Origin of the sequence: Sulfurimonas sp. SWIR-19, from assembly GCF_020410885.1 — a bacterium.
Taxonomy (GTDB): Bacteria; Campylobacterota; Campylobacteria; order Campylobacterales; family Sulfurimonadaceae; genus Sulfurimonas; species Sulfurimonas sediminis.
On record NZ_CP084578.1, the window covers coordinates 1,059,445 to 1,081,419 of the forward strand.

Sequence of the window (21,975 nt, forward strand, 5' to 3'; positions counted from 1 at the left end):
AATAGGGAATAAAATGAAACTAGCAGATCATGTAGATAGTATAAGAGAACTTATATATAAAGCTTTTGACAAGCAGTTTGGAAGACTTGGAATAGGAGCTAAAAAAATCATAGAGATTGAAAAGCTTCCATCCCAACTACACTCTAAAAGAAAAAGAATTGAAGAGATTATAAGAAGTCATGTGAGTGAAACTGGAAGTTTTGAAGATGCGAGAGAAAAAGCTCTTGAAGAATATACTTTTACACTGTTTAATAGAATTGCTGCTATAAAAGTGATGGAATCACACAATTTATTTCCTCCTGTAATTACAAAAGAGAGTATTCATGGAGACAGGTCGTTTGGTCATAAAGTATGGCTTGAAGAAAATCCTCAAAACAGAAGTGAAGAGCTTGAAGGTATACGAGAGTACATCAAATATGCATTTAATACTCTAGCAAGTGAATTATTACTTTACAGCAAAGAGCATCCTTATGCATTACTTCCCTATGTAATAGAGCTAAACGAAATCATAGATGCCTTTAACAGTGTAGAAAAAGATACTCAGATAGAAGATGACATCTGGAAAAATGATGATATTTTAGGTTGGTTGTATGAGAGTTATAATAATGCTAAAAAACAAGCTTTTAAAGATAGTAAAGCAAAAACAGAATACGATAAGGTATCTTTACAATCACAAGTATATACACCAAAATGGGTAGTTGAATTTTTAGTAAACAACTCACTTGGAAAACTCTATTTAGAGATGTATCCAAATTCAAATATTAAAAACAGATACAAAATAGCAAATGCACCATCACAAAACTGCAGAGATATAAAAGCTCTTCACGAAGTAAAATTAATAGACCCTGCAAGTGGTAGTGGAAACTTCTTACTTTATGCATATGACCTATTTTATGAACTTTATATGGACCAAATAGATAATTTTGGTGCAGACTACGAAGAAAAAGATATACCTAAACTAATAATTGAAAACAATCTTCACGGAATAGATTTAGATGACAGAGCTATACAGTTAGCTCAATTAGGTCTTTATATAAAAGCAAAAAGAAAAAGAAGGACTATAAGTGATCTTCATTTTAATGTAATCTCATCTGATTTTTACTTACCAGAGTATGAAGATGTGCAGGAGATATTTGAAAGTTCAGAGTTAAATAGTGAGCAACAAAACCTTGTAAAAGATATATGGGATGACTTAAAATATGCATATAAATTTGGAAGCCTTATAAAGATAGGTGAAAAGATACAAACAAAAGTAGAAGCTATCTATGATAGAGTCCAAAGAGAAGGACAAGACCTTTTCAATACTGCTGATATACAAGACTACTATATGTTTGAACAAAACTTTTTTAAAAATCTTGAAAATGCAGTTGAAAAATATGCTTCAAATGTAGGGAGTAGCTTTTTAGCAAATAAAACAGCAGATGCTATGGTTTTTTTAAAACTAGTAAGTCAAAAGTATGATGTAGCAACTGCAAATCCACCTTATACAGATAGTAGTGATTTTGGGAAAGATCTAAAAGAGTTTATAGAAGCTAATTATAAAAAGCCATATAAGTTTAATACAAATTTATATGCTACTTTTATTAAGAGATGTTATGAGTTAACTGATGAGAATGGTAAAATAGCTATGGTTCATCCTCCTACATTTATGTATATAAAAACTTTTGAAGATGTAAGAAAATTTATAATAGATAAAACATTTATTGATTTTTTTGTTGAATGGGGATATCTCGGAATGTTTAATCCATCTGCAAGAGTTGATAGTGCTATGTATATTTTATCAAAAAATAAAAGTGATAAAGATAGTGCTTTTATGAAATTAAATGAGTTATATGAGGGGAAAAGATTTGATGTATTTAATGAAGCTCTTGATGATTACATTACAAAAAAAACAAATAAACATAACTATACCATTTCACAATCAAAACTAAAAATAATCAAATCATATCCATTTATTTATTGGATTAGTGATGAGTTTAGGGAGAAGTTTGGAATTAATACGATAGATAATGTTTTCCCTCCAAAAAATGGATTGCAAACAGGTGACAATAATAGATTTGTTAGGTTTTGGTGGGAGCATACGAATCATTATACTATGGATGATATAAAATGGAAAATATATGCAAAGGGAGGACCTTATCAAAAATGGTTTGGGAACCTTTGGACAACGGTAAATTGGTTAGAAACAGGAGCATTACAAAACAAAACAACAAAAGGCTTTTTTAAAGAAGGAATTAACTTTTCTGGAACAAGTAGTAAGGGAACACCTTTTAGATACTTACCAGAAGGATGCACTTTTGATAATGACGCACCATTAATGTTCCCAATTAAAAAATACAAAAATATTAACTATGGTCTTGCCGTTGTAAATTCAAGTCTTATAACATATATCTTAAGCTGTTTAAATCCTACTGTTAAAACTCAGGTTGGAGATGTAAAAAGAATTCCTTTTGTAATTCCGGAAAAAGCACAAGAAGAAAAAATTTCTGCTATGAGTCAATCAAATATTAAAATAAAAAAAGATTTATCTACTTTTTCTCTTGTAGAGATAAACTTTAATAAATCACCACTATATTTTAGCAGTGCAAATGATTTAAAACAAAGAATTATAGAATATCTAAACTATGAAAATCATCTATTAACTCAAATACTTATCAATGAAGCCATTATAAACGAAGAGATATTTAAAGTTTATAAGTTGAATGAAAATGATATAAAAATGGTACTAGAAAAAGAGGGACAAAGTATTGGAGGATTGGAAGTTGAAAGTGAAGCTATAGATGCTTACCTACAAGCTTCATATGAAGAATTTGAACTCGATAACATAAAAGAATATATTCAAAATCTTCCAACAATCTCATTTGAAGAGAGTTTTAAAAGTGACATAATTTCTAAATTTGAATCACTTTATCAAAATAATAATGACTTAGAAGAATTTTGTATCAAAAACAAAGTCAGTCCTATCAATGTTTGGTATTGGTTTAAAAACTCAAGAGTATTACCAAAGCATAGAAAAGAAGATATTGCTATGGAATTCTTAGCAGATATGTTAAGAGAGATATTAAATGAAGATGATGATGGTATTGTGCCACTTGTGCCAAATGCAGGAGAGAAGATACTCTATGAAAGAGTACATGAAAAGTTTATAGAAAAAGGCTTTTCTCAAGCACAATTTAGCTCATTTGACTCGCTTCTTGGAAAAGAAGTAAATGATTATCTAAATAATCATTTTTTCAAAGATTTTAGCGACCATCTAAATCTTTTTATGTATATGCCAAAAACTCCTTTTATATGGCATCTTAGCAGCGGAGCTAATAGAGGTTTTGAAGCATTTATCATAATCTATAAATGGGGTAGAGACAATCTACTAAGACTTAGATCGGTTTATATAGAACATAGAGAAAGAGCCTTAGAAAATAGAAAAATAGATATCCAAAATGACAATAGCCCAAAAGCTCAAAATGAAAAAGATATTATCTCAAAACAGCTAATAGAGATAAATGAGTTCAAAGCAAAAATAGATGACTTACTACAAAGTGGATATGACCCAAAACTAGATGACGGAGTAGGAAAAAATATAGCACCACTCCAAAAAAGAAAAATGTTAAGCTACGATGTTCTAAATGCAGGACAACTAAAAAAATATCTTAATGCGGATTGGTAAGATGGATACAATTTTAATAAAAACAGTAAGAATAAATGGATTTAGAGGGTTGAAAAATATAGAAGTAAACCTTGAACCAACAACAGTACTTACAGGCATGAATAACTCTGGGAAAACATCTTTTTTGAAAGCACTTCAAGTTGTTTTTGGTAATAGACAGTTTTTATCTCATGATGATTTTTATATTGAAGATAATGATTCTGTTTCTTTAATTACTATTGATGTATTAATTGTTCCTTTAAATGAAGATAACAGTAAAAACTTTTCTGAAGATTGGGAGATTTTATTAACAACAGATAGAATTAAAACAACAGCAGATGGTGATTTTGTACCACTTAGAGTAGTTGTTAAGTATGATGAGATAAGAAATTCACCAACAGTTAAACAGTATATTTTAGAGGATTGGGTTGATTTTGGGTTTGGAGATCCAAAAAGATATTGGTATGAACTAGATAATGGAAATGAAAATTCTGTTAGGTTTGAAGAAATACCATTTTTTTACATGGATGCACAAAGAGATATTTTGGAAGACATAAAATTAAAAAGTTCATATATAGGTAAAATGCTTTCAAAAATAGAATATACTCCTGAAGATATTCAATATATTGAAAATCAAATAGAACTGCTTAATCAGTCAGCAGTAGATAAAAGTGAAATTTTAACGATTGTTAAAGATGCATTAACTGAACTAAACTCTGCGATGGACTCTACAAGTGGAGGTGTTGAAATCACACCTTTCACAAAAAAAATTAGAGATTTAAATAAAGGTCTTACTATTAATTATGGGGAAGGTAATGATAGCTTTCTGATGGAGTACCATGGAATGGGTACTAGAAGTTGGTCCTCATTATTAACTTTGAAAGCTTTTATAGAACTCTTTAATATAAACTCTTCCAAAAACGACTCAGTATTTTTTCCAATTGTTGCAATTGAAGAACCAGAATCTCATCTACATCCAAATGCACAAAAAAAACTTTATAGTCAGATTAATAATTTTATAGGACAAAAAATTATTTCTACACATTCGCCATATATAGCTTCTGCTGCAAATTTAGAAGAAGTACGAAATTTTTACAAAAATGATATAGTAAAAATTGGTGCTTTACCAATAGCTTCATTTGAGACTGAAGATATTAGAAAAATCAACCGCCAGGTAATAAACACCAAAGGTGAAATATTTTTTTCAAAATGTTTAGTTCTAGGAGAAGGTGAAACAGAAGAACAAGCATTGCCAATATTTTTTGAAAAGCACTTTAGTGGATCATCAATAGAATACGGCATAGATTTTATAGGTGTAGGTAGTTTTGGTAATTACCTACCTTTTATAAGGTTTGCAGAATCTCTCAATATCCCATGGTTTATTTTAAGCGATAATGATGATACTGGAAAAGTAAAAATAAGTGTACTAAAACAATTAACAACTAGTGGTAGCACAAGACAAGAAAGTAATTGTATCGTATTTGTAGATGATGAGAAGGATTTTGAAAAGCAGTTAATTAATGATGGCTTTCAAGATGAAATTAAAAAAGTTTTATTGTCTTTAAAAACATATGAAACCCCACAACATGAAAGTGCAAAAAGACCACAAGATGAAGTTGAAATAAATGGATTGTCAGACGAGCAACTTTATGAATACCTAACAAAAGAAAAAGCGAAGTTTTCTCCCTTAGTTGCAGATGAAATAATAAATAGCGGTAAAGAACTACCAAGTAAAATTATTGATTTATTTACAAAGGTAGCTTCAGAGTTAAATATTGAGGTGCAAAATGGATAAAATAATACTATCAGAAAAACAAAAAACAATTGTTGAATATGATGATAAACCAATTTATGTAAAAGCAAGTGCTGGTAGTGGTAAAACTAGAGTTTTGGCAGAAAGGATAAGATTTCAATTATCTAAAACAAAAAAGAAAATTCTTGCTTTGACTTTTACAAATAAGGCTGGTGAAGAGATAAAAGAAAGGCTTGAGACACAAAAAGTTGATATAAAAAGTAGATTGTTTGTTGGAACATTTCACAGTTTTTGTCAATATGTTCTTGAAAATCATGGTAGTTCTATTGGTATATCTCACATGCCTCATATTTTTGAAAATGACAAAGATAGAATAGAGCTTATATCTCAAGCAATTGAACAAGTGCCTACATATTATGAATCATATCAAAATAAAAGTGTAAAAGAAAAAAATGATTTCAAATATAAGGCATTAAATTTTATATCAAAAGTTAAAAGAGAACTTATTACAGATTCAGAATTTCATAATCATACAGAAGATGAAAATATTATACTACTCTACCAAACTTATCAAGAGATTTTAAGATCACAAAATGCTATAGATTTTGATGATTTACTATTATTAACTTATCAACTATTTATTGAGTTTTCAAATATATCTTCTTTATACAGAAGAAGTTTTTATTCAATTTGTGTAGATGAGGCACAAGACTTGAATAATGCACAATATAATCTTCTATTGGCTTTATGTGGTACTGATTTTAAAAATATCATGATGGTTGGTGATCCTAAGCAGTCAATTTATCATTTTAATGGATCATCTTCAGACTATATGGATAAAGAGTTTGTAAAAGATTTTAATGCAGAGACTTTTGAACTAAATGAAAATTTCAGATCTTCTAAAAAAGTTATAGAAGCAGCTTCAAAAATTATATCAATCGATAACAAAGATACAATTTTAAAAACAGTATATGATGGGGATTTTAAGTTTATAGAATGCAATGATGAACTTGTAGAAGCTAAATGTGTTGTTGATAAGATTAAATTACTTATAAAACAAGAAACTAATCCAGATATTGAGGGAATAATTTCATACGAAAAAATAGTTGTTTTGGCAAGAAACAAATATGTTTTTAAAATCTTAGAAGAACAACTTCAAAAAGAAGGAATACCTTGTCATTATAAAATGACAGGTGGTTCTATTAAGTATGAGTCAAAACTTATGAATATTTTTGACTTAAAGCTAAAAATAAAATTGAATCCTTTGGATTTGTTGCATAAAAAACATTTAGAAGAGTTAATAAAAAAAGATTCATTAATGATGATTGAAATAGATAATTTGTTGTCAGAATTAAAAGATGATGGAAGTAATTTAAAAAGTTTGTTTGGTAAGCTTATAGAGAAAATTAACGACACGGTTTTTGAAGATGAAAACGATAAGACTATGGTTATTAATGATATCCATGAACTTTTAAATCATTGGAATAAGTATGCAATAAGTACTGATAAAAAATCGTTATTACAATTTAAAAATTTTATGGCACTAGGAAAAACAAGCACAATTGTAGAAAGTCAAGGTATTACATTAAGTACGGTGCACACAATGAAAGGGCAAGAGTTTGATATAGTTTTCATAATTGGTATGGATGATGGCACTTTTCCCGATTATCGAGCTGTGCAAAATGGTGGTATTGAAATGGAACAAGAAAAAAATAATTTATATGTTGCATTTACCAGAGCTAAAAGGTTTCTCTATGTAACATATCCCCTTCAAAGAATAATGCCTTGGGGTGGTATAAAACACAGATCTAAATCAAGACTACTAAAGGCTTTTAATGACTAATAAAACTTGCCAAGAACTACTCGACCTAAGAGAAAACTATCAGTTTGAAGTAAAGTCCAATCAAGGTAAAAATGACAACGGAGAAGTTCCAAAAGATGTATGGGAAAGTTACTCTGCTATACTCAACCATACTGTAAAAATGATAGATAAAATTACTTACAACATTAGAACTATTAACTTACAACATTTGAAAAAAAGTTGGTGCTAATATGACAAAACAAGAATTGCAAACATACTTACAAAAAACATATCCAAAAGAAAATGAATCTTGTGAGTGGAAAGAGTTTAAAAGCCTTAAAAACAGTGTAGCTGGTAGAAAAGGTGAAGATATTATCTCTTATGTCTCTGCAATAGCCAATATGGAAGGTGGGAATTTAGTTCTTGGTGTAACAGATAAAACTTTAGAAATAGTAGGCATTGATAATTTTGCTGATTATACAGTTGAAAATTTACCTCATAGAATATTAGGAAACTGTACTAATTTAAACAGTGAAGGGCTTGAAGTTGAAGAACTTATTGCTACAGATACCAATCATATAGTTTGGGTTATTCATGTTCCTAAACATTTGCCCCGTAAACCCGTTTATGCTCACAAGACTGCATGGCAAAGAAAAGGCGACAGTTTAATAGAGATGACTTCAGAGAGGGAAAAAAGTATTTTAAATGAGAGTATTGATGTTGTAGAAGATTGGTCTGCAAATATTATTCCTAATGCAACAATTAATGATCTTTCGCAAGAGGCAATAGCTTTCGCTAGAGTTGAGTATAAGAAAAAACATGGCAGAATCGCCCATGAAGTCGATGAATGGAGTGATGAACAGTTTTTAGATAAAGCAAAACTAACCATACAAGGCAATATTACAAATACCACACTGTTGCTCCTTGGTAAAGATGAAGCATCTTATTTGTTATTGCCACTTATACCAAGAATGACCTGGGTACTTAAAGATGCTGACAATATAGAATTGAGTTATGAACACTTTGGGTTGCCACTATTGTTAAGTGCAAAAAAAATACATGACAAAATACGAAACTTTAAATACCGATATATGGCAGATGATACTCTATTTCCTGAGGAGGTAGACAAATATGATAACTGGATACTTTATGAAGCTTTGCATAATAGTATTGCTCATCAAGATTATGAACTTGTCGGCAAAATTAATGTAGTGGAATTTCCTGATAAGTTAGTTATTTCAAACCTTGGTACTTTTTTGGCAGGAGATATAGAAAGTGTAATTTCCAAAGATGTTCCACCTGAACGATATAGAAATACTTTTTTATGTACTGCTATGGTAGAAATAAATATGATAGATACCATAGGAAGTGGTATCAAAAGAATATTTTCCATACAAAAAAAGAGACTTTTTCCTATGCCTGACTATGATATAGACAATGGAAAAGTACAGGTAACTATCTATGGAAAGATACTGGATGAGAGATATACGAAGTTGCTCTCTTTGGATCAAGAGTTAAGTTTGATGGATGTTATATACCTTGACCGTATAGTCAAAAAACAGTACTTGGATAGTAAAATTATTAGTGATCTCAGATCAAAGAGATTGATAGAAGGAAGAAAACCAAATATTCATATTTCTTTGCAGGTTGCAAAGAAAACAGGGCAAAGTGCAGAGTATACCAAGTTGAAGGGAATTGATGATGATTTTGTACGAAAGATGATTACAGATCACCTTACAAGATTTATAGAAGCGAAGAGATCTGACTTTGAAGAGATTCTTATAGACAAACTACCAGATGTTTTAGACATTTATCAGAAAAAAAACAAAATAAAAAATAATCTGCAAGCACTTAAAAAACTCGGTATTATCGAGAACCAAGGGAAGGTTTGGCGAATGTCTAAAACAGAATAATTTGAATGATTTAGACATAGTTTTAGACATTTAGGAAGAAAAATTTAAAAAGTGAGAAAAAATTATGATTGATAAGTGGTTTAAAAAAGATATAGAAAAAGTTTTAAAAGATAAAAATATTATAGTATTGATAGGTGAATCAAGAAAAGCTCAGTTTCTTACTCGTTGTTTAGATACTGATATAAAAGAGTATGTAGCAAATGATGAGATAGAAGAATTAAAAGTAAAATATCATATAGAAAAAGAAGCTGCATTAAACCAAAAAATCATTATTTACACGCATACACCCAAAGATAAGCTAAAGTTCATACGAGAATACTGCGAAACAGATGGTAATATTGAGATTAAGAGCATCCAAAATTACATAAAACAAAAAATATTTGAAAATTTAAAAGAAAATATAAACTTAAGTGATCAAGAACTTTTAAGTGCTGCAAAAAATAGTATAGGAAAAGATGAACTTTACTGGAGAAGTTTAATAGCAGGTACCGGTGGTATATTTGATTTGGAAAAAGAGTTATTACCTTTTATTCATTCTCCAAATACATTTATAAAGCGATATGATGTAGATACAAAAATGGAGTTTTATAAAAAAGTTAACGAATATTTACACCAACAATATGTTGATAAACCTGCTACTACTTTAGCTAATGAAGTTGTAAATTATATTTTAGATGGACTTCTTACAAACAAGCTAGATAATTTATCTAAATCAGTTTATACACAATGGCTTGATTCTAAAGAATATGGCAATAGCTTTGATGAATATTTAAAAAAATACAAAGTTGATGATTCATTAGATATATGGCATGTAAGTCCTTCACACCCTTTTAATGATATAGATATAAAATGGCTAAAAGAGATAGGTGAAAATATAAATAATAGTACAAAAATTATTAATTATTTAGCGAAAGTCAATCAAAGATCTCAAAATCAAGAAGCTAAAAAATTAGGAATTACTTTTTGGAAAGATATAAAAATACTATTAGAGTTTGATCAACAGCAAATAAGTAGTATTTCTTCTGTTGATGAGTGTATTGATTTTTATATATCAAAGCTTTATAAAATTGACCAATCTATTAGAGCTTTATATACAGAGTTTATAGACAATGAATCTGTACTTACTAGTTATCAAGAGTATTACAAAAACTTGATGAGTCTGTTTTTAGATAAATGGTTTACATTTTTACCAGAATATAGACAAAATCAGACTGGTAAATTAAAAGAGATTATAGAATCAAATGATGAAAAAACTGCCATTATTGTTGGTGATGGTGTAACATATGAGATTTCTCAAAATATAGCATTGTTAGTGTCAAAAGCATATACACAAGAACATGATTATATATTAGTTGATACACCTTCCATTACTGAAAATAATATGAGTCAAATATATGTATCAAGTGGAGAGATTTTTAAAGCTTTAAGCGATAGAGAAAAGTTTTTGGCGAATGAGTTAAGCAATAAAAATATTGGTTTTGTATACCTTGATAAAGTAGATGAAGATACTCAGTTTGATTATCTAGTATGTCAGTATAAAGACATAGATGAACTTGGCGATAAAATGAATAACAAAGCATTGAAATACTTTCCAGATTCTGAGAAATACTTCGCTCAAAAGATAGAGTTTTTGCTAAATAATGGATATAAGAAAGTTTATCTCATTACTGACCATGGATTTGTTTTAACAGGGCATATAAAAGAGCATGATAAAATAGAAGTTAGTTTTGACGGTAAAGTTAAAAAAGCTGAAAGATATATTAGGACGGTAAAACAACAAGAGAATGTTAATAATTTAGTAGAAAAAGCACAAGTTCATGGAGAATATAATTATGTATATTTTTCTAAATCAATGAATCCTTTTAAAACTATAGGTGCTTATGGATTTAGTCATGGAGGGTTGGCTCCTCAAGAGCTTATAACACCGTATATATCATGGAGTAACGATCAAGTGGATATAAATAACTTGAAAGTTATAATAGCTAATAAGGATGAACTATCAAATGTCACTGGAAATTTTTATCAAATAAAACTAGAAACTAAAGGTACATCAAATGATATTTTTTCGCATGAAAGAAAAGTGATAATAATGCACTTTAATAAAGGAAAAATAATATCAAAGAGTGAAATTATAACTTTATGTCATTCTGACATAATAAAGAAAGAATTTGAATTTGATGGCTATAATGAGATTGATATACAAATACTTGATGCTATGACAAAAGAGTTGTTAGATAAAACAGCAGTTACAAAGAAAAATGATAGAGATTTAGGTGGGTTACTATAATGGAATTAACGGAGTTAGACAATAAGCTATTAGATAACTTTCGAGGCTATGTTGTAAAAAAAGACTTAGTTAGACAAGTAAAAGTAGGTGCCAATGTACCTGTTTTTGTACTTGAATACCTAATAGCTAATTCATGCTCAACTGATGATGAACAAAAAATTGCTGAAGGGCTTGCTAATGTTAAAAAGGTTTTATCAGAACATTATGTAAATCCTGAAGAAAGTTCTTTAATCCATTCAAAAATTAGGGAAAATGGCAGCTATAAAATTATAGATAAGATTTCTGTTTCACTTGATCCAAAAAAAGATAAATATTGGGCTAGTCTTCAAAATAGTAATATAAAAAATGCAAACATTAGTGATGCACTTGTTAATCATCATGATAAAATGATGATGGGTGGTATATGGGCTATAATTGATGTAGATTATGACCCAAATATAAAAATTGGACAAAATATCTTTCCATTTGTAATACAAGATATAAAACCAATTCAATTATCATCTTTTGATAATAGTAAAATCATTGACAAAAGAAAAGAGTTCACCAATGAAGAGTGGCTAAATATACTTCTTAGAAGTTGTGGTTATGAACCAGAGGCAGAAGGTATGACTAAAAGAGTTAAAATGCTTTTACTCTCAAGACTACTACCTATGGTTGAGGCAAATTTTAATTTTATTGAACTTGGACCTAGATCAACAGGTAAATCATTTGTTTTTAAGGAACTTACCCCTTATGCTGTACTGATTTCAGGTGGTCAAGGAACAATAGCAAAACTTTTTGTTCATGGTAGCACAGGCAAAGTTGGAGCAGTTGGGCAATGGGACGCAATATGTTTTGATGAAGCAACTGATAAGATATTCAAAGAAACAGATGCGATTCCACTTATGAAAGACTATATGGAATCAGGCTCATTTTCTCGGGCAGGTGCAGGTGGAGAAATAACAGGTATAGCATCTATAATTTTAAATGGAAATATAAACCAGCCAGTGGAGACTGTTTTACAAACTTCACATCTGTTTAGTCCACTTTCAGATGAAGTAAATAATGATACAGCTTTTTTAGACCGAATACATTTTTATCTTCCAGGATGGGAGATGATAAAGTTTGCTCCTAATCACTTTACGACTCACTTTGGTTTTAGTACAGACTACTTTTCTGAGGCACTTAAATCATTTCGAAGAGTAACATTTACTGATGCACTAGAAGAATACTTTTCTTTAGGTAGTCATTTAAAGCAAAGAGATACAAAGCCTGTGAAAAAGACTGTTTCTGGGTTTATAAAACTTATGCATCCTGATGGTAACTACACTAAAGAAAATGTGCGTGAATATTTAATTCTTGCTATTGAAATGAGACGAAGAGTAAAAGAGCAGCTTAAAAGAATCGGTGGGATGGAATTTTGGGATACTAACTTTTCATATATTGACAAAGAAACTCAAGAAGAATTTTTTGTTGGACTTCCAGAAGAAAAAGGCTCTCATTTAATAGAGAACTCACCATTAAGCCCAGGAGTGTGCTATACAGCTACAAGTGATGGTGATAGTTTAACTCTGGTAAGGATTGAAGTTGTTACTACTTCAGGAAGTGGAAAATTAAATATTACAGGCGTTAGTAATAATGCTGTTAAAGAAAATATAAAAAATACATTTCAGTATATTAAAGCGAATGAAAAGAATATTTTAAACGAACAACACTCCCTTAAAAATTTTGATTTAACTATTCAAATAAGTAATTTACTTGGAACAAATGTAGGTACAGGTATTGGAAGTGCAGTTTACATGGCAATAGTATCCTCAATCTATAAAAAGAATTTAAAATCTGGTTTGGCTATTATTGGAAACATATCAATTGGCGGGGCAATAGAAAGAGCTACAAATTTTGCTGATAAAGTTACCATGTTGTCAGAAAATGGGGCAAAATCAGTAATCGTTCCTATGGACAACCTCAGTGAACTAGCAAACTTACCAGCTAGTGTACTTGGAGACACTGATGTCCCTTTTTATCAAAACAATCAGATGCTAATGCAAAAAAGTATTTTGGTTGATTAGAATAGGAGGGCAGGATGGATATATTAACTCTAGTTTTAACTCCCTTAACACTTGTTGTTGTACTTTTAGCAATTGGAAAATATCGTTATGAAAACGGTTACTCAAAATATAGTCCATATAATAAGTCAAAGCAAAAAGACTAATAGACACGGTATTTAAATGATTGAAATTGTTGAGTGTAAATATCATGATTATGGTTCATTTTACGCTTTAGCTCAAGATGGAAAATTATTAGAAGCACCTAATAGATTTTTACTTTGGAAAAAAGACACAGGAGGTAGAGGAGGTCGAAAACTTTCTACAGGCTCTCAGCGTCAATATGCTTATCATATGAAGTATCTATATGATGTAATTTTAAATAATGGAAAAGAATGGAATAATATTTCAGCTCATGACATAAGAACTATTAGAGATCAAATGGATAGAGGAGAGGATGGACTAAGTCGAGTAATTATAAATATTCGTACCCATTTATGGAGTGAATTTTATCTTTGGTGCAGAGATCATGGGTATGATCACAATGTGCATATTAAATTTATTGAAACTCAAGGTTTTGTAAATAATGATGATGACATGCTTTCATATACAAGACGTGATCGCAGGATCAAAAGAACTGAGTTTTGGCTTCCAGCCGTAGATAAAAGTCGTGTTTTTCCTATAGTGTCTCATATGACTTGGCAAAAACTTCGTCAAGCTTTAAGAGAGATAGATCCTGTGTATGAAGCTATTGCTATAGTTATGATCACAACAGGTCTTCGTATCAATGGAGCATTACAGCTAAAAAAAATCTCATTTTTACCTTATCCAGAACTAGATCCTTATTTTGATTTAGACTTTAGGTATATCCCAAAAGGAGAAAAAGATACAAAAAAGAAAAAAACTTGTATTTTCCCTATAGATACTTGGGCATATTTGCATGAAAACATCGGTTTTCTAAGACAACAAAGAGCGGAGTTATTTCAAAAAAAACATGGTAAACGACCAGATGAGATGTTTTTAAAACATACTGGTTCTCCTGTAAGAGATTTTGATGTATGGAATGCATTTAAGCAAGCATCAAATGACATAGGTGTTGATGTAGTTCCACATATGCTAAGACACACTTTTGCTACATGGACTGTTTTGATTTGGGCTGAAAAGGAAGGAATAAGACCTACGACAGAATCTTTTTATAAAGACATCCATGATATGTTAAGGGATCAATTAGGACATAGTCAAATTTCTACAACAAAAAAATATTGCAAAACTGCTTCAATGTATCGCTTTAAAAAGATACTCCCAAGGGTATCTGCTAAAGCTATGGAAAAGCCTCATATACAAAAAGCATATGATAGATTATTTGATCTACAGTTTTTTGAAAAGGGCTTATTGGAACAAAAAAATACTTCTACAGAGTTTTTATTAAAATGAACACTTTTTATTTTTTTAATAGCTTTTTAGTCAATTTATACAGAACATTTTGCTATAATTTTATAATGAACAGTATAAATTTTAAAAAAGTTCAACTAAACCCTTTTTATTGGTACTTTTATAAAGGTGTACAAATATTAAAAGAAAATAAAACATCAATTTGTGAAAGAGCGCGGAGTGAGGCTTTTTTTTCCAAAGGTATGACCCCAGTTTTGAAAAACGGGCATTTTGTGGCCCGTAAAGTTACCGCAGATTTTTATAAAAGTGCTAAACTCGGTGATATGCTTGATATATATACAAAACTTGTTACAATGAAAGCAGCTTCTTTTACACTGAGTCAGGAAATTTACAAAGAAAATGAAAAAATATTTGAATTGGAAATTCTTTTGGTATATATTGATTTTGACGCAAAAGTACAGAAATTAGATAATGACAGCAAAGAACTCATTCTCTCTTTATTTTAGGAAATTATATGAAAACTATAGATAAAAATGTAGTATATATAGGCTGGGTCAGTTTTTTTACCGATATGTCCTCAAACATGGTTACTACTCTTTTGCCCGTTTTTGTCGTATATGTTTTGAATGAAGGGGTTGATAAGCTTGGCATTATTATCGCTATTGCAACATTTATATCCTATGCTTTTCGAATTCTTTTTGGATACTTAAGTGATAAATATCAAATTGTAAAACCATTCCTTATAGCAGGGTACCTTTTATCGACTGTTTCCAAACCATTGTTGGGTTTTTCACACAGTTTTATAAGTGTCGCACTATTGCAGGGTGTTGAGAGAATGGGTAAAGCCATACGAAGTGCTTCAAAAGACTCGCTCATCAGCAGTTATGTTTTAAACAACGAACACGGAAGAACCTTTGGTTTTCATAAAATGTTGGATATCGCAGGTGAACTGTGTGGCGCATTTTTGATTTTTGTTATTTTTTTGTTTATAGCCCAGGATGAAAACTCTATTAGATTTATTTTTAAACTGACAGCTATTCCCGGGTTGATTGCAGTTGCCATAGTCATCTTTCTTGTAAAAGATGCGCCAAAAAAGATGAAAAAAGATAAGAAAGTTATCAACAGGGAAGATTACAGGCTTTTTCCGGTTTTATTTATCTATTTTGGATTTTTATTTTTTATTATGAGTGATCAGTTCTTTATTTTAAAAGCAAGAGATGAGGGCTTTTCTTTGTCAATTATTCCCCTTCTTGTAATGATGCTGACGGCTGTGCAGACTTTTATGAGTTATTATGGCGGTGTTTTGAGTGACAAGATAGGTGTTATTCGAGTTATGCTGCTTTCATTTGTATTTGGTATTTTTTCTATATCTCTGCTCAATATAAATCTTTGGCTCGCATTTGCTTTTTTGGGTCTTTTTACTGTTTTTAGTTTAAATGCCATTCGTGCTTATATCTCTGAATACGCAAAATCAAAAGGCTTTGTTTTTGGTGTATTTTATGGCGGTGTTGCTGTATTTAGTGCTTTGGGAGCAATTGTGATAGGATATATTTGGAAAAACTACGGTTTTGAAAATGCTGTACTTATAAGTGAAACAGGAATGGGAGTAATGTTCTTGACACTACTCGTTTGGAATATATTTGAAAAATCTCGATATTCCAGGGCGTAAAAGTTCTATATCATACATCATCTGATTGTCCAGAAGGTTGATATTGTATTCTCTTTCTTCACCGGTGATTTGTGCATAAAAGTAATCTATGCCGACAGTTGTGGTGTAGTTAATCCAGTCATACACAATGTCATTTCCCAACAGCGAATTTGTCTCAATTAAAATATTATTATCTTTGGTTATAGAATTGGCTACAATCATGTTTTTTCTGTCATTGTACTGCGTCATGGAGAGCAGCAAGGGGTCATAATTGATTTGTGTTGAAAGAACATTTGTAGCATTGACATCATAAAGTGTCAGTTGTGACAATATCATTCCTGTTTTAATGATTGGCGTATTGACAAAAAATGAAGCATGGACAATGTCTTCATTTTCTTTTAAATATCTTTCAAGATTGGTTGTTCTTCTTGAAAGAAAATAGGTAAATACTTTTTTTTCTCCTGAAAGATTGACATCTTCGCTGTAAACACTGGCTTCATCATTATAAAACATAGTATCGTTTATGTCTGTGGAAGGGTGTAAAAACTCGTCTTCTTGGTAGAATGTCAACTTTCTGCCTGTCTGTGACTTGTCAGAAAAAATAACCAGAGGTGAAACTGCTTCATGAAGCAGCATTTTACTTTGCTGTTTGTAGTCAATACCTCCAAAAATAAGAGAAGAAGACACAGTATGAACATCTTTTTTGTTTATAGTCGGAAAATATATATTTATATTTGGATCAATCTCAATGATATTGTTCACTCCCTGCGCCGTAAGCGGTGCTATGACATACTCAAATCCATCTGATTCTATTTGAGCCAGTGCTTCTTGCAAATCTGATATGTTTTCTGTAGGAATCTTGTAGCTTTTGAGCATAAAAGAGTTACTTTTTGTCATGAGATAGGCAAAGGTTGCATTTGTGGTGGTGGACGCGTATTTTCCTATTTTCTTATAAGGCAGGAGCAGGGCTATTTTTAATTTCATGCCGGCGTTGGATGCGCCAAGATTGAGTACGGCAATGTTAATAATACGTGCCTCATCCAATTCTTTGTCTGTCAGTTTCTTATTTGCATGAGAGAGAAAAGAGAATATCTGTCCGTTTTGTAAAAGCTCTTTCATACATTTGTCGTTACATGTATAAGGGTCAAGGTCCTGAATATATATCTTTGGAATAGGAATATTGGATATCATAAAACTTTGTGCAAAAATGATACAGGGTACAAGCAGAAATAGTAGTTTTTTCATAGGCAACTCTTTATGGTTTTTAAATCATTTAATGTGATTTTTTTCAATTGAGGATTTCTCAAAAGATATTGGGGATGATAAATAGGTATGAGCTTATACTCTTTGTAGTCTATAACATGCCCTCTTACATTTTCAAAATTCACATCACCTGTCAGGTGTGTATAGGCATCTTCTCCAAGGGTTACAATGACCTTTGGCTTTATAAAATCCAACTGGGAAAACAGATAGTTTTTACAAGAGTTGTACTCGGAAGAAGAAGGTTTGTTTGATTGGAGCGGTTTGCATTTGACAGCATGCGTGATAAAAACATCTTCTATGCTGAGATGTACAACTTTTTCTATCATATTTTTTAAAGTTTCTCCGGATCGTCCTGTATAGTATGCGTTTGCACGGTCCTGTGCCTGTGAAACACTGAAGTCGATTAGAAACAATCTTGCATTTTGGTTTCCGTACCCGCTCATACTTTGTGTTCTTGATTTGCTCAAATCACACAGGTGGCATGAAGATATATTTTGAGACAAAGCCGTTAATGTTGTTGGCGTTTCATAGTTTGTTTTATCGTTTATATTAAAGTGTTCTATGTATTCAAAACCGATAGCTTTTAAGCGGTACAGGTTTTGAAGTAAAACAAGATTTTGATAGGATTTCAATACTGCCACCATTTCTGAAAATATGATAAGAGTATAGTCAAACTGCGGTTAAATTCTACTTTATGGATTAAAAATATGTTATTATACATATAAAACATAGGTATAAAGGCAAAGACAGTATGAATAGTAATACTTTTGAAGTTGAAAATTTTACATTAAGCTCATCTGCTGAAGTTCCAGATGTGATACATGAAATTGGGCTTTTGGCGAAACATAAAGTATTGATTCATATCCTCTCGTATATACACAATACAGTATTGGTTCAAACTCTGGTACGAGAAATCAACAAGATAGTACCGGATGCAAAAATAGTACTTTTAAAGCATGATGACAAGCAAAAAACTTCTGTCGTAGTTTTTACGATAGATACGGATGATGCAGAGCATATAAGTGATGAAGTTCTCAAAGCACTCTATAAAGACCATTCAAATAAAAATTTGAGTATACAAGAGTACAGGACAGAACTTTTTAAACGTTATTTTACAGACCACCTGACCAATCTTCCAAATTTGTATCAACTTCGCAAAGACCTGGAAAACTGTGAGCAGTGTGGTTTGATTCTCTTGAAAATTGATAATTTTCAGACAATCAATAATTTTTACGGATTTGTAGTTGGCGATTATGTTTTGGAATATGTTGGAAAATACTTAAAAAAAGTCCTTTCGCCAAACCAGGTCTATCGTCTTTCAGGCGCAGAATTTGCCATTTCACTGGATGAAAATCTAGGTTTTTATCATCTCAAAGCTTATCTGTCCGACCTTTATGAGAAAATAAAAAATATAAAAGTAAGTTATCAGGAAACACAGATATTTGTTGATTTTACTTTGGCATCGTCATCAGACAGAATAAACAACAACATTTTTTCCAAAGTTTCCATGGCTTTGATGTATGCAAAGAAAAAGGGTGTTCCCTTTTGGATTTATGAAGACAAGATGCATTTTGAAGATGAATATCGGCGTAATTTACAACTCTCTTCAATTGTCAGAGAAGCAGTGCAAAATGATAAAATCATTCCATATTTTCAGGCGATTCGTGATAATAAAACGAAAGAAATTACAAAATACGAGTGTCTGGCAAGGCTGATAGATATGAACGGAAAGATTCTTTCTCCTTTGCTTTTTATTCCTGTTGCCAAAAATATTAAAATTTACAATGAAGTGACAAAAACAATAGTCAACAAATCCTTCGCGGTTTTTGAAAAAAATGATTTTGAATTCAGCATCAATCTTTCAATAGAAGACATCATGAGCAGCGAAATATTTAACTTTATTCTCAATAAACTGAAAAACTCTCACGCAGCTTCAAGGGTAACATTTGAGCTTTTGGAATCAGAAGCTGTGCAGGATTTTAAGAGAGTAGACAGATTCGTCAGTGAAGTTGTCAGGTATGGCGCAAAAATAGCAATAGATGATTTTGGAAGTGGCTACTCTAATTTTTCATATATTACAAAAATTGATGCAGATTATATAAAAATTGACGGCTCACTTATAGAAAATATTGATGTGGATGAGGCTTCAAAAGTTGTTGTCGATACAATTGTTCAGTTTGCAAAAAAACTGGGAATAAAAACAATAGCAGAATATGTGCATTCAAGTGTTGTTATGGACAGAGTGTGTGAATTGGGTATAGACTATTCACAGGGATTTTATATAGATGAACCATCTGTAAAATTAAATTTATAATAACAGGCAGTATATTTGAAGTCAACTAAATATATTTCAATAGACAAAGATATCATAAAAGAAAATGCAGTGTTTGAGTTTAATCTTTTTATTCCTTCAGAGAAAGAAAAAAAGATGCACTATTTTAAACATGCGGGTACTTTGGTTAGTGCAGAGGATGTAAAAAAGCTTAAAGATATAAAAGCTGTTTATATAAATGAAGCAGAACGGGCATATTATCTCAGATATTATAATCAAAGAGTTGCACATGCTCAAAAAAAATATATAAATTTTGAAGAAAAAGCGGCTAAAATATATCACAAAGCTACTGTTATTCTTCATGCTTTGTTTTCAAATCCGGAAGATTCAAAGACTTATAAAACATCCAAACATGTGATATATGAGCTTGTGGAAACTGTTGCAGATAAGAATTTTTCTATTGATTCTATTATAAATATAGCTGAACATCAGTATACAATAATGACACACTCTATCAATGTCTGCATTTATGCATTAAATCTTGGGACTTACTTGAAATTCTCCAAAGAAATGCTTGAAGCATTGGGAGAAGCAGCACTTTTGCACGATATAGGAAAAAGTAAAATCAACTCTGAAATTGTTGAAAAAAAAGGACGCTTGAGTGAAATAGAATTTACTGAAATGAAAAAGTACCCGATGTTTGGCTATGCCATCGGATTAAAATTAGGAATAAAAAACAAAGATATTCTCATGGGTATCAAGTATCATCAGGAAAGAATGGACGGTTCAGGGTACCCTGTAGGACTAAATGGAGAACATATTCCCTATATAGCAAGAATTATAGCTGTATGTGATGTTTTTGACGCATTAACGAGTAGAAGATCTTATAAAGAAGCAATGGGAGTTTTTGAAGCATTGTTGTTGATGAAAACAAAAATGAGTAAACAGTTGGATGTGAAGATTTTAAATAAAATGATAGAAATGCTCAGATAGAATTAAAAAATTCTATCTGAAGAAGAAAGTGACTACTCAGCTACTTCTACAACAACTGGAGTTGATTCCCAGATACCGTGTTTAGTACAGTAGCCGTGTGCAACAAGGTTAAGTTTTTTTCCAGTTGGACGAATAGTGAAAGTTACTTCAGCATGAGATTTTTCATTTCCTAATGTTCCAGGAACAAAAGTTGCCATTGCTAACTTTGTGTCACCGTTGAAAAGAGTGATACTTTCAATATAATGATCAAAATCATCAGGGTGTGTATATTCATTCCCCATTTTTACATTTACTTTTAAAGTTTCGCCTTTTTTCGCTTCACCTAAAACGGTAATGAATGGTGAGTGACGGTCAATTAAATCTTTTTTTGCTTCTCTTTCTACTGTGTCAATGTCAACGTATTTGTTAATCTTTGGCATATTAAATTCCTTGTGTTAATTTATTTAACGTTATTGTATCTATAAAATCTTTAGCATTATCATAAATCAGAGTATATTTATCTTGTCTAAGTTTATACTAAGATTATTTGTTCTTCTGACACTCTTTTTAACTCAGATTCTATTTAAATAAAGATCATACTGAGTAAAAGTACAAATCCGACGAGTGAAACTGTCAAAGAAAGATAAAAATAGATGTTTTTGTCTGTATCTATTTCTCCTTTTTCCAGATGTGTGACCCACGTGAGGTAGTATTTATAGGTATATCCAGCCAGAAGCATGCCGCATATCGTGATAAATATACCCAGATAATTGTAAAAGGCAATGTGTGTCAACTGCGGTATGGTATCATGTTTTTTCCCTGCTAACTCGACCGATATAATATGCAAAAACAGTTCAAATTTTTCAATAATAAAACCGAGAATAATAAGGGAGATAGAGGTTCCAATAAGTGCAGTAGTTGCTCTTTCGACAGCCATTAAATCTTTTGGATCAATAGAAGATTTTTTTTCTTGCATACTTAATTTCCTGTCTGAAATTTATTTTAGA

Annotated in this window: 17 protein-coding genes; 13 read left to right on the forward strand and 4 right to left on the reverse strand. The window is 30.9% G+C overall.

Annotated features, from left to right (window positions below; translation table 11 throughout):
* Positions 1-13 precede the first annotated feature (13 nt).
* The 11 genes from pglX (at position 14) to LCX93_RS05540 (ending at position 16,482) form a co-directional block, all read left to right on the forward strand.
* Entirely contained in the window at positions 14-3,664 is a 3,651-nt protein-coding gene (gene pglX / locus LCX93_RS05495) for a BREX-1 system adenine-specific DNA-methyltransferase PglX (RefSeq protein WP_226069222.1), read from the forward strand.
* A 1-nt stretch (position 3,665) separates the two neighbouring features.
* Positions 3,666-5,438 (forward strand): ATP-dependent nuclease, encoded by a 1,773-nt coding sequence (locus LCX93_RS05500; RefSeq protein WP_226069223.1) that lies wholly within the window; start codon positions 3,666-3,668, stop codon positions 5,436-5,438.
* Positions 5,431-7,239, forward strand: a complete 1,809-nt coding sequence (locus LCX93_RS05505) for an ATP-dependent helicase (RefSeq protein WP_226069224.1) — start codon at positions 5,431-5,433, stop codon at positions 7,237-7,239. The genes LCX93_RS05500 and LCX93_RS05505 overlap by 8 nt, the downstream gene beginning before the upstream one ends.
* Complete coding sequence (locus LCX93_RS05510; protein ID WP_226069225.1) at positions 7,232-7,447, forward strand: hypothetical protein; 216 nt, start codon at positions 7,232-7,234, stop codon at positions 7,445-7,447. Before LCX93_RS05505 ends, LCX93_RS05510 begins: the two co-directional genes overlap by 8 nt.
* A gap of 1 nt (position 7,448) precedes the next feature.
* Positions 7,449-9,110 (forward strand): RNA/DNA-binding domain-containing protein, encoded by a 1,662-nt coding sequence (locus LCX93_RS05515; protein ID WP_226069226.1) that lies wholly within the window; start codon positions 7,449-7,451, stop codon positions 9,108-9,110.
* Positions 9,111-9,174: 64 nt separating this feature from the next.
* Positions 9,175-11,397, forward strand: a complete 2,223-nt coding sequence (locus tag LCX93_RS05520; RefSeq protein ID WP_226069228.1) for a PglZ domain-containing protein — start codon at positions 9,175-9,177, stop codon at positions 11,395-11,397.
* Positions 11,397-13,445, forward strand: a complete 2,049-nt coding sequence (gene brxL / locus LCX93_RS05525) for a protease Lon-related BREX system protein BrxL (RefSeq protein WP_226069230.1) — start codon at positions 11,397-11,399, stop codon at positions 13,443-13,445. Before LCX93_RS05520 ends, brxL begins: the two co-directional genes overlap by 1 nt.
* A gap of 14 nt (positions 13,446-13,459) precedes the next feature.
* Positions 13,460-13,588, forward strand: coding sequence for a hypothetical protein (locus LCX93_RS12580; protein WP_255613303.1), 129 nt, complete (start codon positions 13,460-13,462; stop codon positions 13,586-13,588).
* A gap of 16 nt (positions 13,589-13,604) precedes the next feature.
* On the forward strand, positions 13,605-14,855 hold the full coding sequence (locus LCX93_RS05530; protein WP_226069233.1) for a tyrosine-type recombinase/integrase: 1,251 nt from the start codon (positions 13,605-13,607) through the stop codon (positions 14,853-14,855).
* 65 nt (positions 14,856-14,920) lie between these two features.
* Positions 14,921-15,319, forward strand: a complete 399-nt coding sequence (locus tag LCX93_RS05535; protein WP_226069234.1) for an acyl-CoA thioesterase — start codon at positions 14,921-14,923, stop codon at positions 15,317-15,319.
* An 8-nt stretch (positions 15,320-15,327) separates the two neighbouring features.
* The gene (locus LCX93_RS05540; RefSeq protein ID WP_226069235.1) at positions 15,328-16,482 is read left to right on the forward strand and encodes an MFS transporter; all 1,155 of its coding nucleotides are present in this window, start codon (positions 15,328-15,330) and stop codon (positions 16,480-16,482) included.
* On the opposite strand, the gene LCX93_RS05545 is transcribed toward LCX93_RS05540, so the two are convergent.
* On the reverse strand, positions 16,435-17,706 hold the full coding sequence (locus tag LCX93_RS05545; protein WP_226069236.1) for a type 1 periplasmic-binding domain-containing protein: 1,272 nt from the start codon (positions 17,704-17,706) through the stop codon (positions 16,435-16,437). The two genes, LCX93_RS05540 and LCX93_RS05545, sit on opposite strands and share 48 nt — an antisense overlap.
* Positions 17,703-18,365 carry a uracil-DNA glycosylase gene (locus LCX93_RS05550; protein WP_226069411.1) on the reverse strand — a complete coding sequence of 221 codons (663 nt, stop codon included), beginning with the start codon at positions 18,363-18,365 and terminating at the stop codon, positions 17,703-17,705. Before LCX93_RS05550 ends, LCX93_RS05545 begins: the two co-directional genes overlap by 4 nt.
* Positions 18,366-18,475: 110 nt before the next feature.
* Between LCX93_RS05550 and LCX93_RS05555 the strand changes: the two genes are divergently transcribed.
* Positions 18,476-20,038, forward strand: a complete 1,563-nt coding sequence (locus LCX93_RS05555; RefSeq protein WP_226069238.1) for an EAL domain-containing protein — start codon at positions 18,476-18,478, stop codon at positions 20,036-20,038.
* A gap of 15 nt (positions 20,039-20,053) precedes the next feature.
* On the forward strand, positions 20,054-20,989 hold the full coding sequence (locus LCX93_RS05560) for an HD-GYP domain-containing protein (protein ID WP_226069239.1): 936 nt from the start codon (positions 20,054-20,056) through the stop codon (positions 20,987-20,989).
* A gap of 32 nt (positions 20,990-21,021) precedes the next feature.
* Here LCX93_RS05560 and LCX93_RS05565 read toward each other — a convergent pair whose 3' ends face one another.
* A complete protein-coding gene (locus tag LCX93_RS05565; protein WP_193151736.1) occupies positions 21,022-21,408 on the reverse strand; it encodes a class II SORL domain-containing protein in 387 nt (128 codons plus the stop codon).
* A 143-nt stretch (positions 21,409-21,551) separates the two neighbouring features.
* Positions 21,552-21,944 (reverse strand): YidH family protein, encoded by a 393-nt coding sequence (locus tag LCX93_RS05570; protein ID WP_226069241.1) that lies wholly within the window; start codon positions 21,942-21,944, stop codon positions 21,552-21,554.
* Positions 21,945-21,975 lie beyond the last annotated feature (31 nt).

What these genes read in the sequence shown, in the direction of transcription:
- pglX (WP_226069222.1), top strand. Translation starts at nt 14, where the DNA reads ATGAAACTAGCAGATCATGTAGATAGTATAAGAGAACTTATATATAAA.
- LCX93_RS05500 (WP_226069223.1), top strand. Translation starts at nt 3,666, where the DNA reads ATGGATACAATTTTAATAAAAACAGTAAGAATAAATGGATTTAGAGGG.
- LCX93_RS05505 (WP_226069224.1), top strand. Translation starts at nt 5,431, where the DNA reads ATGGATAAAATAATACTATCAGAAAAACAAAAAACAATTGTTGAATAT.
- LCX93_RS05510 (WP_226069225.1), top strand. Translation starts at nt 7,232, where the DNA reads ATGACTAATAAAACTTGCCAAGAACTACTCGACCTAAGAGAAAACTAT.
- LCX93_RS05515 (WP_226069226.1), top strand. Translation starts at nt 7,449, where the DNA reads ATGACAAAACAAGAATTGCAAACATACTTACAAAAAACATATCCAAAA.
- LCX93_RS05520 (WP_226069228.1), top strand. Translation starts at nt 9,175, where the DNA reads ATGATTGATAAGTGGTTTAAAAAAGATATAGAAAAAGTTTTAAAAGAT.
- brxL (WP_226069230.1), top strand. Translation starts at nt 11,397, where the DNA reads ATGGAATTAACGGAGTTAGACAATAAGCTATTAGATAACTTTCGAGGC.
- LCX93_RS12580 (WP_255613303.1), top strand. Translation starts at nt 13,460, where the DNA reads ATGGATATATTAACTCTAGTTTTAACTCCCTTAACACTTGTTGTTGTA.
- LCX93_RS05530 (WP_226069233.1), top strand. Translation starts at nt 13,605, where the DNA reads ATGATTGAAATTGTTGAGTGTAAATATCATGATTATGGTTCATTTTAC.
- LCX93_RS05535 (WP_226069234.1), top strand. Translation starts at nt 14,921, where the DNA reads ATGAACAGTATAAATTTTAAAAAAGTTCAACTAAACCCTTTTTATTGG.
- LCX93_RS05540 (WP_226069235.1), top strand. Translation starts at nt 15,328, where the DNA reads ATGAAAACTATAGATAAAAATGTAGTATATATAGGCTGGGTCAGTTTT.
- LCX93_RS05545 (WP_226069236.1), bottom strand. Translation starts at nt 17,706, where the DNA reads ATGAAAAAACTACTATTTCTGCTTGTACCCTGTATCATTTTTGCACAA.
- LCX93_RS05555 (WP_226069238.1), top strand. Translation starts at nt 18,476, where the DNA reads ATGAATAGTAATACTTTTGAAGTTGAAAATTTTACATTAAGCTCATCT.
- LCX93_RS05565 (WP_193151736.1), bottom strand. Translation starts at nt 21,408, where the DNA reads ATGCCAAAGATTAACAAATACGTTGACATTGACACAGTAGAAAGAGAA.
- LCX93_RS05570 (WP_226069241.1), bottom strand. Translation starts at nt 21,944, where the DNA reads ATGCAAGAAAAAAAATCTTCTATTGATCCAAAAGATTTAATGGCTGTC.